The 14412-nt window shown below is 62.4% G+C and carries 16 protein-coding genes and 1 riboswitch; of the genes, 9 read left to right on the top strand and 7 right to left on the bottom strand.

Translation table 11 applies throughout. The annotated features are described in order from the left end of the window. The first annotated feature begins 3 nt into the window (after nt 1-3). Genes R4P65_RS08780 through R4P65_RS08790 form a run of 3 tightly spaced genes read left to right on the top strand, consistent with a single transcriptional unit; the run spans nt 4 to nt 3879 of the window. Nucleotides 4-654, top strand: a complete 651-nt coding sequence (locus R4P65_RS08780) for a potassium-transporting ATPase subunit C (protein ID WP_317826208.1) — start codon at nt 4-6, stop codon at nt 652-654. 7 nt (nt 655-661) lie between these two features. Beyond that, entirely contained in the window at nt 662-3202 is a 2541-nt protein-coding gene (locus tag R4P65_RS08785) for a sensor histidine kinase KdpD (protein ID WP_317826209.1), read from the top strand. Beyond that, nucleotides 3199-3879, top strand: coding sequence for a response regulator (locus R4P65_RS08790; RefSeq protein ID WP_003944545.1), 681 nt, complete (start codon nt 3199-3201; stop codon nt 3877-3879). Before R4P65_RS08785 ends, R4P65_RS08790 begins: the two co-directional genes overlap by 4 nt. A 9-nt stretch (nt 3880-3888) precedes the next feature. On the opposite strand, the gene R4P65_RS08795 is transcribed toward R4P65_RS08790, so the two are convergent. Continuing rightward, nucleotides 3889-4869, bottom strand: a complete 981-nt coding sequence (locus tag R4P65_RS08795; protein ID WP_317826210.1) for a zinc-binding alcohol dehydrogenase family protein — start codon at nt 4867-4869, stop codon at nt 3889-3891. Further along, nucleotides 4866-5327 (bottom strand): MarR family winged helix-turn-helix transcriptional regulator, encoded by a 462-nt coding sequence (locus R4P65_RS08800; protein ID WP_317826211.1) that lies wholly within the window; start codon nt 5325-5327, stop codon nt 4866-4868. The genes R4P65_RS08795 and R4P65_RS08800 overlap by 4 nt, the downstream gene beginning before the upstream one ends. A gap of 122 nt (nt 5328-5449) precedes the next feature. On the opposite strand from R4P65_RS08800, the gene dinB reads away from it, so the two are divergent. Then, nucleotides 5450-6733 (top strand): DNA polymerase IV, encoded by a 1284-nt coding sequence (dinB, locus tag R4P65_RS08805; protein ID WP_317826212.1) that lies wholly within the window; start codon nt 5450-5452, stop codon nt 6731-6733. On the opposite strand, the gene R4P65_RS08810 is transcribed toward dinB, so the two are convergent. Together R4P65_RS08810 and R4P65_RS08815 are read right to left on the bottom strand one after the other, a co-directional pair. Continuing rightward, the gene (locus R4P65_RS08810) at nt 6730-8010 is read right to left on the bottom strand and encodes an LLM class flavin-dependent oxidoreductase (protein WP_317826213.1); all 1281 of its coding nucleotides are present in this window, start codon (nt 8008-8010) and stop codon (nt 6730-6732) included. The genes dinB and R4P65_RS08810 overlap by 4 nt on opposite strands. Then, nucleotides 8010-8801: a 3-oxoacyl-ACP reductase gene (locus R4P65_RS08815; RefSeq protein ID WP_230813874.1), complete on the bottom strand. Its 792-nt coding sequence runs from the start codon at nt 8799-8801 to the stop codon at nt 8010-8012. Before R4P65_RS08815 ends, R4P65_RS08810 begins: the two co-directional genes overlap by 1 nt. Beyond that, nucleotides 8792-8885: riboswitch (TPP riboswitch) on the bottom strand. (Overlaps the previous gene by 10 nt.) A gap of 137 nt (nt 8886-9022) precedes the next feature. Between R4P65_RS08815 and R4P65_RS08820 the strand changes: the two genes are divergently transcribed. Then, nucleotides 9023-9463, top strand: coding sequence for a DoxX family protein (locus R4P65_RS08820; protein WP_317826214.1), 441 nt, complete (start codon nt 9023-9025; stop codon nt 9461-9463). Nucleotides 9464-9567: 104 nt separating this feature from the next. Next, the gene (locus R4P65_RS08825; protein ID WP_317826215.1) at nt 9568-10557 is read left to right on the top strand and encodes an AurF N-oxygenase family protein; all 990 of its coding nucleotides are present in this window, start codon (nt 9568-9570) and stop codon (nt 10555-10557) included. A gap of 15 nt (nt 10558-10572) precedes the next feature. Here R4P65_RS08825 and R4P65_RS08830 read toward each other — a convergent pair whose 3' ends face one another. After that, on the bottom strand, nt 10573-11322 hold the full coding sequence (locus R4P65_RS08830; protein WP_317826216.1) for a TetR/AcrR family transcriptional regulator: 750 nt from the start codon (nt 11320-11322) through the stop codon (nt 10573-10575). 86 nt (nt 11323-11408) lie between these two features. On the opposite strand from R4P65_RS08830, the gene recO reads away from it, so the two are divergent. The 3 genes from recO to R4P65_RS08845 are packed head-to-tail and all read left to right on the top strand — an operon-like array spanning nt 11409 to nt 13418. Beyond that, nucleotides 11409-12224, top strand: a complete 816-nt coding sequence (recO, locus tag R4P65_RS08835) for a DNA repair protein RecO (RefSeq protein ID WP_029255636.1) — start codon at nt 11409-11411, stop codon at nt 12222-12224. Beyond that, a complete protein-coding gene (locus R4P65_RS08840; protein WP_230813864.1) occupies nt 12181-12999 on the top strand; it encodes an isoprenyl transferase in 819 nt (272 codons plus the stop codon). Before recO ends, R4P65_RS08840 begins: the two co-directional genes overlap by 44 nt. Then, nucleotides 12996-13418: a YbjN domain-containing protein gene (locus R4P65_RS08845; protein ID WP_230813862.1), complete on the top strand. Its 423-nt coding sequence runs from the start codon at nt 12996-12998 to the stop codon at nt 13416-13418. Before R4P65_RS08840 ends, R4P65_RS08845 begins: the two co-directional genes overlap by 4 nt. A gap of 5 nt (nt 13419-13423) precedes the next feature. On the opposite strand, the gene R4P65_RS08850 is transcribed toward R4P65_RS08845, so the two are convergent. Further along, nucleotides 13424-13855, bottom strand: a complete 432-nt coding sequence (locus R4P65_RS08850; RefSeq protein ID WP_020908177.1) for a Fur family transcriptional regulator — start codon at nt 13853-13855, stop codon at nt 13424-13426. Nucleotides 13856-13866: 11 nt separating this feature from the next. Next, nucleotides 13867-14250, bottom strand: coding sequence for an ArsR/SmtB family transcription factor (locus R4P65_RS08855; protein WP_003944457.1), 384 nt, complete (start codon nt 14248-14250; stop codon nt 13867-13869). Nucleotides 14251-14412 lie beyond the last annotated feature (162 nt).

The raw sequence follows: 14412 nt of genomic DNA on the forward strand, positions 1-14412 counted from the left end.
GACATGCGTTTCACTATCGGTTTTGCCAAACAGGTGTGGGCGGGCCTGCTCGTATTGCTCGCACTCACCGTCGTTCTCGGTGTGATCTACCCCGCCGCCGTTTGGGGTGTCAGTCGGATCAGTTCCGGATCTGCCGAAGGCTCACCGGTCACCGATGCCGCCGGTTGCGTGGTCGGCAGTGCCTGGGTGGGTGTTGATCCACAGGTTGCCGAAGGGCAGCAGGACCCGTTCTTCCACAACCGTGTTGTCGGATCGGTATCGGACGAGGATCCTTTTGCCACCGGTGATCCTGCTGCGGCATTGCCGTCCAATCAGGGGCCGAGCAGCGAGATTCTGGCCGGATTCATCATCGAGCGCCGTGCAGCCATCGCGGCGCGTGAGGGCGTCGACCCGACATCGGTTCCCGTCGACGCGGTCACCGGTTCGGGCTCGGGTATCGATCCCCACATCAGTCCCGCGTACGCGGAATTGCAGGTCGCGAGGGTGGCGGCGAACAACGGCATTTCGGAAGACAAGGTGCGGGATCTGGTGGCCGAGCACACCGACGGTCGGCAACTCGGATTTCTCGGGGCCGAGCGAGTCAACGTCCTGGAATTGAACCTGGCACTCGGATTGACGGCACCTACGTGTGCTACGCCGACGACTGGTGGATGATTGTCACGTGAGTTCTTCGGAGAAGGTCGGTCAATCTTTCGGTAGGGCACGCAAACGTGGTGAATTGCGTATCTACCTCGGCGCTGCCCCCGGCGTCGGAAAGACCTTCGCGATGCTCGGTGAAGCTCATCGGCGTCGAGATCGGGGCTGTGACGTGGTCGCGGCCGTCGTGGAGACACACGGCCGCGCCCGCACTGCGGCGCAGATCGGTGACCTCGAGATCGTGCCGCCCAAGCTGGTGGACTATCGCGGAACTCGAATGCCGGAACTGGACGTCGAGGCCGTGTTGGCTCGGCGTCCAGCCCTGGTCCTGGTGGACGAGTTGGCGCACACCAACACCCCGGGAAGCAAGAATCACAAGCGTTGGCAGGACGTACAGGAACTGCTCGAGGCCGGGATCGACGTCCTGTCCACGGTCAACGTCCAGCACCTCGAAAGCCTCAACGACGTTGTCGCACACATCACCGGCGTTGTGCAGCAGGAGACGGTTCCGGACGCGATAGTACGGAGTGCGGCGCAGGTCGAGTTGGTGGACATCACACCGGAAGCGCTGCGCCGCAGACTCTCTCACGGAAACGTTTATTCACCGGAACGTGTCGATGCGGCCCTGGGTAACTATTTCAGGCGCGGAAACCTTACGGCGCTGAGAGAACTGGCGCTGCTGTGGGTGGCCGACCAGGTGGACGCCGCACTGGCGAAATACCGGGCGGAGAACAAGATCACCGACACCTGGGAGGCGCGCGAGCGCGTCGTCGTTGCCGTTACCGGGGGGCCTGAGTCGGAAACCCTGGTGCGACGCGCATCTCGTATCGCGTCGAAATCGAGCGCCGAGCTGATGGTGGTCCACGTCGTGCGCGGTGACGGACTCACCGGAGTCTCGGCCCCGGAGATGGGCAAGGTGCGCGCATTGGCCGTCGGGGTCGGCGCGACGCTACACACCGTTGTCGGTGACGACGTACCGTCGACGCTCCTCGAGTTCGCTCGCGAGGAGAATGCCACACAGTTGGTACTGGGAACGTCGCGGCGATCTCGGCTGGCCCGCATCCTCGACGAGGGGATCGGCGCCGCCGTGGTTCAGCAGTCCGGCGGTATCGACGTCCACATGGTCACGCATGAGGAAGCAACGACGCGACGACGCATTTCAGTGTTGGGGCGCTCGGAGCGCCGTGTCTTGTCGTGGATTGCAGCGATCGTCGTGCCTTCGCTCGCGGCCGCGATCATGGGGCTCGTCGACCGAATTTCCGGGGTCAACGGCGAGAACGCATTGTTCTTTGTCGTAGTCGTGCTGGTTGCGCTCCTCGGCGGTGTCGGTCCAGCGATATTGTCGGCACTGATTTCGGGGCTGCTGCTCAATTACTTCTTCACCGATCCGCGGTACAGCTTCACCATCGCCGAGCCGGACAACTTCATTACCACCGTCGTGCTGCTGATTGTGGCTGTGGCAGTTGCAGTTCTGGTCGACGCAGCGGCAAAGCGCGCCCGAGAGGCGAAGCGCGCATCCGAGGAAGCCGAACTGCTCACACTGTTCGCGGGATCAGTTCTCCGCGGAGCGGACCTGTCGACACTTCTGGCGAAGGCACTCGAAATCTATCGCCAGCAAGGGGTTTCCGTCGTTCATCACGACGACGGAGTCATCGCTGCCGTGGGTACGCAGCCGCCGAACACGGACGACGAAGCCGATACGGTCTGTGAGGTCAACGACGGGGAATATGCGCTGTTGCTGGCTGGGCCGGATCTGAGTGCGCGGGATCGACGTGTGCTGACGGTGGTGGCTCACCAAGCAGTCGGGATGATCCGCCAGGAGAAACTGACAGTCGAGGCGAGCAAGGCTGCCGCGCTCACCGAGGCTGATCAACTGCGTCGAGCCCTGCTGTCAGCGGTAAGCCACGACCTGCGAACGCCTCTCGCCGGAGTGAAGGCGGCGGTGTCGAGTCTGCGCAGCGACGACATCGAGTTCTCGCCCGAGGACACCGCCGAACTACTCGCGACCATCGAGGAGTCGGCGGATCAGTTGACCGCACTGGTGGGGAACTTGCTCGACTCGTCCCGACTTGCCGCCGGTGTGGTGAAACCTACGCTGCGGCCGGTGTACCTGGACGAGGTGGTTCACCGCGCATTGCTGGGTCTGGGCATCGGTGGACGCTCCGATTCTCGGGCTCGAAGCGTGATCGTCGACGTGGGTACCGTTGCAGTGCAAGCAGATCAGGGACTGCTCGAGCGTGTGATCGCGAACATTGTCGACAACGCTCTGCGGTACGGGGGAGAAACCCCGGTGCGAGTCGGGGCAGCGCAACTCGGTGATCGTGTGGTGATCAGTGTTGCCGACACCGGCCCGGGTGTTCCGCGTGGTGAGGCCGAAACGATGTTCCAACCGTTCCAACGGATGGGGGATCGTGACAACACCGGCGGAGTGGGGCTCGGGCTTTCCGTGGTGCGCGGATTCGTCGACGCAATGGGCGGAACGGTCAGCGCCACAGACACACCCGGTGGGGGATTGACGATGATCGTGGAATTTGCTGCGGCCGGTACGAATGGAAATGGATCATGAGTCGAATCCTGGTAGTGGACGACGAACCGCAGATTTTGCGGGCTCTGCGTATTAATCTTTCGGTGCGCGGGTACGAGGTAGTGACGGCGTCGACCGGCGCCGGCGCACTGCGGGCTGCTGCCGAGCGTCCGCCGGACGTCGTGGTTCTCGATCTCGGACTGCCGGACATGGACGGCACCGAAGTGCTTGCCGGCCTGCGTGGCTGGTGCACGGCGCCGGTCATCGTTCTGTCCGCGCGCACGGATTCCGCGGACAAGGTCGAGGCTCTTGATGCCGGTGCGGATGACTATGTCACCAAGCCCTTCGGGATGGACGAGTTTCTGGCCCGCGTTCGCGCTGCGGCGAGGCGGGGAACCTCCGCGGCCGATACCTCGGAACCGTCGGTCGAGACCGCGTCGTTCACCGTCGACTTGGCTGCCAAAACCGTGAGTCGGCGCGGCGAACAGGTGCACCTGACTCCGACCGAGTGGGGCATGCTCGAGATGCTCGTGCGCAACCGCGGAAAGCTGGTCGGGCAGAAGGAATTGCTTCGGGAAGTGTGGGGACCGGCGTACGACACCGAGACCCACTATTTGCGTGTCTACCTGGCTCAACTTCGTCGGAAGCTCGAGGATGACCCGGCGAACCCCAAGCATCTGATCACCGAGGCAGGAATGGGTTATCGATTCGTGGTGTGAGAAGCCAGGTCAGAGCACAACTACCAATTTGCCACGTGCCGTACCGGCTTCCATCTTGGCATGTGCTCGCGCGATGTCCTCGAACGCGAACACCTCGTCGATCGGTACCACCGCCTCGCCTGACGCCACAGCGGAGAGGAAGTCTTGCAGTACGTCTGCAGGCAGGTCGGACGCGTCCCCACCGTACGAGGTCAATCGCACTCCGCGTGGAATGTAGTCGATCGGATAAAAGTCTTTGACTGTCCACTCGTTGGACAGCATGCCCGTGAAACACTCGGTGCCGTGAACGCGGGTCGCGCGCAACGTGTCGGGAAGTGTTGGTGTTCCGACCAATTCGAGGGCCAGATCAACACCGCCCGGGAGGATGTCTCGAACCTGGCCGGCCACAGCACCGTCGTCGACAACAACGTGGTCAACCCCGATCGCGGTCAACGACGACGCTTTGCTCGCATCTCGGGTGGTCGCAAGGACAGTGAGTCCCCACTGCTTCGCCAGGACTGCGGTTGCCATGCCGACCGAGGAGGTTCCTCCCCGGATCAACAAGGATTGACCGGATTTCGCGTCCAGTCCTACCGTCAGCGAGCCGTAGGACGTCTGCAGCATCTCGGGGACTGCGCCCACTGTCGACCAGTCCAGTTCGCTCGAGAAGGGAACGACCTGACTGACGGGAACGCACGTGTACTCGGCATAACCGCCGTCGAACGTCCTCCCCATCCCACCCATCATGGCGGCGACTTGCCGGCCTTCGGTGAGCTCCCCGCCGGGGCAGTTCACCACTTCGCCGACGGCCTCGATGCCCAGCACCCTCGGGAACGTCACGCCTTCGGCGAGGCCGAGGCGGGTGTGAAGTTCGGATTGATTGAGGCCGAAAGCCTTCACCCGGACCAGTACCCAGCCCGCAATCGGCACCGGTATCGGAATCACTTTGATAGTCAATGCTTCTGGCGGTCCGGGGGCGTCGATCACGATTGCGCGCATTGTGTCGGTCATGCTTTCTCCTTGGTGATGAGTGTCAGTCGACGGTTGGCTTCGCGCAGCGTGGCCAGTGTGGCGCCGAACCGATCGAGAGCCTCGGGCGTCAGCACGGAACCGAGACGGCGTGCCAGTTCGTCGTCGAACGTGGCCTTCGCCCGCTGCAACAGGCCAATGCCGTCGGGGGTCAACGCGATGAGTGAGGATCGTTTGTCGGCGGGATTGGATTGTCGACGGCAGTGCCCCGAGGACTCGATCCGATCCACCAATTTGCTCGTGCCACCGACGGTGATCGCGAGGGCTTCGGCAATGTCGAAGACCCGACAGGAACCTAGCCTGTCGATGATCTGCATCGGCTCGAATCGACTCAGTGGCAGGTCGTGCTCGATTCGGAGTCGCTGGTCGACGGCCGTCCACAATTCGGTTTCGAAGCGGACGAGGTTGTCGAAGTGACGGCTCAGGTCCGACCCCGTCATGAGCAGACTCCTAGGCGATATGCATTCCGTGGAATCATTCTTTCACCGTACCCACGATCCGTGATTAATTCCACGGAATCTATTCGTCGGCCTTCCGCAGTGTCGGTGGCGCATGGGAACATATGTTCGTGTCGCATGAACCGCTGGATCGAGAAACGCCAGGTAATCACCCTGGCGGTACTCATTTTGGGGGTCTTCGACCTGCGGGTGACGCAACGATCCTGCACGCGGACCTTGATTCGTTCTACGCATCGGTCGAGCAACGCGACGACCCGGCTCTGGCGGGCAGGCCGGTCATCGTCGGTGGTGGGGTGGTCTTGGCGGCAAGCTACGAGGCCAAGGCGTTCGGGGTTCGCACAGCCATGAGCGGTGGTCAGGCTCGATCACTGTGTCCTCAGGCGATAGTCGTCCCTCCGCGAATGTCGGCGTACTCGCAGGCGAGCAAAGACGTGTTCGACGTCTTTCACGACACGTCGCCGCTGGTCGAAGGAATCTCCATAGACGAGGCCTTTCTCGAGGTCGGCGGGCTCGCCAAGATCGTGGGCAATCCGCTGCAGATCGGAGCCAACCTCAGACGCGACGTGGCCGAGCAGGTCGGACTACCGATCACGGTCGGAATCGCACGCACCAAGTTCCTGGCCAAGGTCGCCAGTGCATTCGCGAAACCCGACGGATTGCTGCGAGTGCCGCCGGAGGGCGAGACCGAGTTCCTGCATCCCTTGCCGGTCGAGAAGCTGTGGGGCGTCGGCAAGATCACGGCCCAGAAGCTGCGAAACTTCGACATCGTGACGGTGGGCGACATCGCTCGGCACGACGAATCCTCGATCGTCTCGATTCTCGGGGGTGGCGCCGGTCGCCATCTCTACGCGCTCTCGCATAACCGAGATCCACGCCCCGTCCGCGCCTATCGTGGCCGCAGTTCGATGGGTGCTCAGCATGCGCTGGGTCGCGGATCCCATCCCCGCGCAGAACTCGATGCGTCGTTGATGTCCCTTGTCGACCGTGTCAGTCGACGCATGCGTTCGGCGCAGCGGACGGGGCGCACGGTCACGCTCCGGCTCCGCTTCGCGGATTTCACCCGGGCAACTCGATCTCACACGCTGCGCCGGTCCACCGCCGACACAGCGGAATTGCTGAACGCCTCGATGGTGCTGCTGGACGAAGCGATACCGATGATCGCGGACAAGGGCATCACGTTGATCGGTGTCGCTGTCTCCAACCTGGATCGGGACGGCGCCGAACAACTCGAATTGCCCTTCGACGGTCCAGGATTCGCGGGTCCGGACACTGCCGCCCTCGACTCGGCAATGGACAGTGTTCGGAAGAAGTTCGGCTCCGCGGCCCTCACGAGGGGAGTGCTCCTGGGACGCGATCCGGACCTGTCGGTGCCGCTACTGCCGGACTAGGTGAGGTTTTCTCGCAGAGTCGCTCCCTCGTATTCGCGACGGAACAACCCACGCGCCTGCAGTACCGGAATCACGTGATCGACAAAATCTTCCAGACCCTGCGGATAGGTCGGCGGCATCAGATTGAAACCGTCGGCACCGCGGCCGTTCAACCAGGATCCCATCTCGTCGGCAATCGACTCCGGTGTTCCGATCATCGTTGCGTGACCACCACCCGCAGCGAGCGTCCCGAGGAGTTCCCGCACAGTCGGTGCGTCCTTCTCGACGATCCGCAAAATAGTGGCGTAGCGTCCCTGCGGCCCGGTGAACGCTTCGAGTGGAAGCAACGGGGGCACGGGCCCGTCGAGATCCCAGTTCTCGCAATCCTGTCCGGTGAACAACGAGAGTTGGCGTATCGACTGTTCGGTGGGCAGCAGGAGATCGAGTTCGGCCTTCTTCGCCCTGGCCTCGGCGACGGTGCTGCCGACGTAGGTGACCAGTCCCGGCATCACGGCGACCGAACTCGAATCCCGGCCGGCTCGCTCGATTCTCGATTTCACGTCCGCGTAGTAGGTCTGTGCGCTGGGTAAGTCGTAGGCAACCGAATAGATTGCCTCGGCGCGGCGCGCCGCCAGATCGCGGCCCTGCTCAGACGCCCCGGCCTGGAACAACACCGGCCGGCCTTGCGGGGAGCGCGGAACCGTCAACGGCCCGTCCACCCGAAAATGTTTGCCGTCGTGATCGATTCGAGAAATCCTGTTTGCGTCGGCAAAACGCCCCGACCGGTCGAGAATCAGCGCGTCTTCCGACCATGAATCCCACAATGCGAGGGCCACTTCGACAAATTCGTCGGCTCGTTCGTATCGGGATGCATGATCGGGCATCGCCTCGAGTCCGTGGTTGCGCGCCTCCTGGTCGAACATCGAGGTCACGACGTTCCACCCGGCCCGTCCGCCGCTGATGTGGTCGAGCGATGCCAACAGTCGTGCCGCGTGAAACGGCGTGTAGAAGGTCGTGGAGATGGTGGTGACCAGGCCGACATTCGCCGTCGCGCGGGCCATGGCAGTCAATGCGGTGATCGGCTCCAGAAACCACGATGCGCCCGATTCGGGTTCGCGAACACTGTGACCGTCCGCGAAGAAGACGGCGTCCAACTTGCCGCGTTCGGCGATCTGGGCGAGCGACTCGTAATACGCGATGTCGCCGAGCCTTTCGACCGGTGAATCACGATGACGCCACGCTGCACTGTGATGTCCGCACCCGAGAAGAAACACACCTATCCGTAGCTGTGCACCCATCAGTTCTTGACGAGTCCGCCGTCGACAACCAGGTTCTGGCCGGTCACGGCCCGCGACCAGGGCGAGGCGAAGAACAGTGCGGCGTCGGCAAATTCGTCCGGTGTCGTGACCCGGCGCAGGGGAGTGCTTGCAGCGATCATGTCGAACACCGCTTCCGGCGTCGCGGCACTCGCGTCCGTGGTGCGGAGCAAGCCGCCGGAGACCATGTTGACGGTGATCCCGTCCGGACCGAGGTCGGCGGACAATGTCCGCGTCAGTGCCAACAGTGCGGCTTTGGCTGCGGTGTAGTCGTGGTACGGAACGACCGGATTCTGGACCAGATTGGTTCCGACAGTGATGATTCGGCCGAACCCGAGTTCTCGCATGCCGGGGAGTGCTGCCTGGGTGGTGTTGAGGGTCCCGGCGACAGCTCCGCGTAGTTGTGAGTCGAAGTCGGCCCAGGTGATCGTGTCCGCATTCGGCCGGGCGTCACCGTTGAACGAGAAGTCGACGAGTGCATTGTCGACCACGGTCGAGATCGGTGCGTCGAATCGCTCGAGTGCAGCGGCGAACAATTGATCGACGTAGCTGCGGTCCGTCACGTCTGCCTGGACTGCGAAGGTGCGATCCTCGCCTAGTTCGGCGACCAGGGCCTCGGCGGCATCACGGCTCTTGCTGTAGTTCACGATCACCCGGGCGCCTGAGCGGGAGAATGCTCGACTCAGTGCGGCTCCGAGCCCGCGGGCGCCACCGGTGATCAGGACGATCTGCTCGTTCAGTTCGAGAGCGCGCTGAAATTGCTGTTCGGTCATGTCGACATCCCTCCGCCAGTGCTAACTGGTCAGGTTCATCGGGTCTGATCTCAGCCGACTTTTTCGGCACCCCGTGTCACCGTCCATCAGACCACGAGAGGTGGATCTTCCTGAACGCGGGTGCGTAGTAGTTGTCGGCGCGATGAGTTTTCGATCGCTGGGGAGTCGTTATTGCAAGCGAAGTGGCAACCGGCCGCTCGCCTTCGCCCAGGGAGATTCCGATGACCACCCAGCCTGCCCACCACGACACCCTTTCGGGTAATGCAACACGAACGGCACCTTCGGGGACCGCGCGCAAGCTCGGATACGTCCTGAGTGGTCTGTTCGTTCTTTTCATGCTCTTCGACGGCATCATCCACATCCTCAATCTGCAGACGGTCAAGGATGCCTCGGCCGAACTGGGACTGCCGGACTCTCTCGCCCTGACAGCCGGGGTTGTGCAGTTGATCTGCCTTGCGCTGTACGTGATTCCGCGAACCGCCGTGCTTGGCGCGATTCTGCTCACCGGTTACCTCGGTGGTGCTGTGTTGACCAACCTTCGAGCTGAACAGCCTCTGGTGAGCACCACATTGTTTGCCGTCTACACCGGAATCGTCATGTGGGCCGGACTGTATCTCCGAGATGAGAAGGTTCGCGAGATCATTCCGCTCCGTCGGGCCTGAAATCAGGCCACCGAAGGGGTTGCGTGGGACGCGGCGTCCCATTATGTTTGACCTCATTCAAGTCCGTCGACTGCAATCGGCGGACTGGCCGTGAGGAGACACCGATGGCTCGGTCAGCGTCGATCGAAGTGGAAATGCCGTACCACGAGGTACTGCAGACTTTGTCCGAGGGTTCAGTGGCCCGCAGTTTTGATCCCTATCTCGACATCGACTGGGATTCACCAGAGTTCGCGATCGATCCACACGATCCGAGGTGGGTGCTCTCGTCGGTCTCGGATCCCCTCGGAGCGACGCAGTGGTACCAGGAGCAGTCCCTGGAACGTCGAATCGCGATGGGAATGTGGCGTCAGGCCAACGTGACCAAGGTGGGTTCGGCGTTCGAGAGCATCTTGATCCGGGGAATGCTGCAGTACATCATGGCGCTTCCCAACCAGTCGCCCGAGTTCCGGTACTGCCTGCACGAGATGACCGAAGAGTGCAATCACATCCAGATGTTCCAGGAACTCGTCAATCGTATGGATATCGATGTGCCGGGTATGCGTCCGATGTTCCGGCGCCTCTCGCCCATCATCGGAGTGCTGGGTGCCAAGTTCCCGGTCATCTTCTTCATCGGCATTCTTGCCGGAGAAGAACCGATCGACCACTTCCAGAAGGACTTGATCCGCGAAGGTAAGGACACCCCGCCGGCGATGCTCCGCACCATGGAGATTCACATCGCCGAAGAAGCGAGACATATTTCGTTTGCGCACGAGTTCCTGCGCAATCACGTCCCCAGGCTCAGTCGCACCAGTCGGGCAATGACGTCGGTTGCCTTCCCCGGCGCGATGCGTTGGCTCGCAGGCGAAATCATGTCACCGCCCAAGGAATTCGCCGAAGAATTCGGCATTCCCGAAGACGTGATGACCAGTGCCTTCTGGGGCAGCCCGCATTCGCGCCGAATTCTGGGTAACTACTTCGGTGAAATGCGGGCCCTGGCAGACGAACTCGGTCTGATGAACCCGGTGTCGAAGCGGGTGTGGCGAAAGCTGGGCATCGACGGCGACTACGCACGCTATCGCGGCGAGCCGAAGCGCTCCGACAAAACACGGATCTAGTCGGGCGGCCCGGATCTAGTCAGACAGCGAGGACTGGCCGTCGGACGACACCAGTTCAGCGATCAGCGTGGACAATTCGACGTGGGGATCGATCGTGAGCCCGCTCGAGCGGGCAACGCCGTCGAACATGTACCAGGTGTATTTCGCGAGGTCGGCGACGATCTCTGCGCGGCTCGGTTTCGGATCAGTGCTTCGGACCCAGTGAGTGAGCGTGCCCTCGACCATCGTCACCACTGCGAACGGTAGTGAATCGAAGGGCGACGAATCGATCCCCACGGATCGGCCGACTTCGGTGATGATTGCGCGGGCCGAGTCGGCGATTGTCGCCTTCAGTCTGCTGATCGCGTCGATGCTCTCGTCGTCGTAGTCGGTGGGGCCGGTACCCATGAACTCGTGAATACGAGGATGCTCGGTGATCCACTCGGCGACGGCGCTGATGGTACGGGACAGGATCTCGTCGAGAGTGCCGACCGAAATGCTCATCGACGCATCCAGGGCAGCTGCAAATTGGCCGAGCACAAACGCTCGGACTCGTCGATCGAGGTCGTCCCGGCCGCTGAATTGCCGGTACACCACCGACTTGGCGAGACCGGCCCGGTCGGCGATCTGCTGAACGGACACCTCGGCACCTGTTGCCCGCTCTTCGATCAGTTCGACAGCCGAGGTGAGTATCCGTTTCTGACGCTCGGAGTTGTGCCGCTCCCACCGAGCTTCGCGACCGGTCAACTCCGCAGTGGCAGGTTGCGCAATTGCGTCGCTCGGCATCGGGTCAGTCTATCCGGACACCACCCGGCTCGGGATCGGGCGCGGCATCGCGCATTCTCGTCGGCACAACGTGGGACACTGGTCGAGTGAGGTTGTATCGAGACACGGCTGTGGTGCTGCGCCTGCACAAACTTGGCGAAGCCGACCACATCGTCACGTTGCTCACTCGTCAGTTCGGGTTGGTGCGTGCCGTGGCCAAAGGTGTCCGCCGAACAACCTCCAAATTCGGCGCCAGACTCGAACCGTTTGCTCACATCGACGTACAGCTTCTCCCGGGCAAGAATCTCGACATCATCACCCAGGTGCAGACCGTGGATGCGTTCGCCACCGACATCGTCGACGACTACAGCCGGTACACGACGGCGTGTGCGGTACTCGAAACTGCCGAGCGGTTGGCCGGTGAGGAACGCGCGCCCGCCCCACAACTTCAACGATTGACGGTGGGCGCACTGCGCGCGATCGCCGAGCAGGCACGACCGGTCGAGTTCGTGCTCGACGCTTTCTTGTTGCGGGCCATGGGCTATGCGGGTTGGGCACCTGCCCTCGAAGAGTGTGCGCGCTGCAGCGCTCCCGGACCGCACCGGGCATTTCACGTCGCCGCAGGTGGAGCCGTGTGTACCTATTGCCGCCCGGCGGGTGCTGCGACGCCGTCGCCCGGAGTGCTCGACTTGATGGAAGCGCTGCTCCGAGGGGAGTGGGAGGGTACCGACTCGGCGCCCGCGACTCTGCGGACGCAAGCCAGCGGACTGGTCGCGGCACACTTGCAGTGGCATCTCGAACGCCAATTGCGGACGTTGCCGCTGATCGAGCGTTCGAGGCCGCATGCAGCCGTCGAGGTCGACTTGCCCGTGAGGCAGGATGGAACCCGTGATTCGACGACGCGAACCGCGAACTCCGCTTGATTCTGCTGCTGATCGGGTGATCCGGCCACCGGACCCACATCCGTCCGGGGCGACCCCGCCGATCCTGCAAACCGAACTCATCCCGCGCCACGTCGCGTTGGTGATGGACGGCAACGGTCGGTGGGCTCAGGAGCGAGGTTTGCCGCGAACCGCCGGGCACGAACGCGGCGAAGCTGTCCTGATGGACACGGTGTGCGGTTGCATCGAGATGGGCGTCGAGTGGCTCTCCGCCTACGCCTTCTCCACCGAGAACTGGAAGCGCAGTCCCGACGAGGTTCGATTCCTGATGGGCTTCAACCGTGACGTCATCCGTCGCCGACGCGACGAAATGAACGAAATGGGTGTGCGTGTTCGGTGGGCCGGTCGTAAACCGCGCCTGTGGGCGAGTGTCATCAAGGAACTCGAGATCGCCGAAGAACTGACCAAGAACAACACCGTCATGAACTTGACCATGTGTGTGAATTACGGCGGCCGGGCCGAAATTGCCGATGCGGTAAAGGAAATCGCGAAGCGTGTCGCCGCCGGTGAGATCAATCCGGACAAGATCACCGAGGCGACGGTGGCCAAGTACCTCGACGAACCCGACATGCCCGACGTCGATCTGTTCCTGCGTCCGTCGGGAGAACAGCGGACGTCCAATTTCTTGATCTGGCAATCCGCCTACGCCGAAATGGTGTACCAGGAGAAGCTGTTTCCCGATTTCGATCGCCGCGACCTGTGGGCCGCGTGCGTCGAATTCGCCTCACGCGACCGTAGATTCGGTGGCGTCAAATGACAGGGGAGAACATGACCGACACCACCGACGAAGCAGCCCACCTACAAGAACGTGCGGCTGCCTCGCTGGCGCATTTCGTGACGGTCGATGTGGCTGCCGACGGATCACTGGGTTTCCAGTACTCCGGCGCGCTGTGTTCGATCCAGGCGATGAATCTGTCCGAGGGTCTGGACGTGCTGTCCATGACGTGTGTTCTCGCATGGGACCGACCGGTCAGCGCGGCACTGCATCGCAAGGTGGCCGAGCGGAATCGCACCATCCAATTCGGCTCCATCGCGGTGTTCGGCCACGGCAGTCTGGCGGACGTCATCCTGCGATACACGTTCCCTGCCGCCGGACTGGACGACGAGGCACTGACCACGATGTTGCTACTCGCGCTCACCGGTGCCGATACCGCCCGTCAGGGTTTGATTCCCTGACGCACTCAGCTGGCCGCGCAGTCGCGGCAGGTGCCGAAGATCTCGACAGTGTGACTCACTTCGGTGAAACCGTTGTCCTCGGCGATGGTCTGTGACCACTGCTCGACCGTCGGGCCCTCGACCTCGACGGTGAATCCGCAGTTGCGGCATACCAGGTGATGATGGTGGCCGGAGGAGCACCGACGGTAAACGGACTCGCCCGTGTCGGTGCGCAGAACGTCGATGGTTCCGGCGTCGGACAGTGCCTGCAGCGTGCGGTAGACGGTGGTCAAGCCGATGCCCTCACCGCGCTTGCGCAGTTCGTCGTGCAGTTCCTGTGCCGACTTGAATTCGTCGATGTCGTCGAGCAAGGCGGAGATGGCGCTGCGCTGCTTTGTGGAACGAACGCCGACGGTGGCCGGTCCACGTTTCGAGGTCGTACTGCCCGGAGTGTTCATGCGGTGGAATCTCATCCTTCTTCGGCGTGGGCGACAGCGTCGACGACGATGTGTGCGAGGTGATCGTCGACGAGTCGATAGAGAACTTCTCGTCCGTTGCGTTCGCCGCGGACGACGCCCGCTGCTTTGAGAACGCGCAGATGCTGGCTGATGAGTGGCTGAGTGACACCGAGAGCGCCGACGAGTTCGTGAACGCAACGCTCCGACTCGTGCAGTTGAAGCACGATCGCGATCCGGACGGGTGCAGCCAGTGCCCGCAGAATTTCGCCGGCGGCCGCCAAGGTCTCCTTGGGTGGCACGGGCGCGGGAGGTGCGGCTTCGAACGGGTCGTGCGTGTGTCCGAGGTCGGAATGATCATGGCTTTTGTGGAGATCGCCGGTATCCGCAATGCTCACAGCGAGGCTCCTTCGAGGGGTAGATCATGATGTCCGGGCATAGCCATCTCACCACATTATTGCAAATCACTTTCATTTTGATATGCACAAGTATGCATGTCAACCTTGGACGGAAGTGCGTGGCAGCCGCCAGATAGGCTGATGGTGCGAAAAGCGCACGAA

This window comes from Rhodococcus sp. IEGM 1318 (assembly GCF_033142465.1).
Classification (GTDB): Bacteria; Actinomycetota; Actinomycetes; order Mycobacteriales; family Mycobacteriaceae; genus Rhodococcus_F; species Rhodococcus_F qingshengii_B.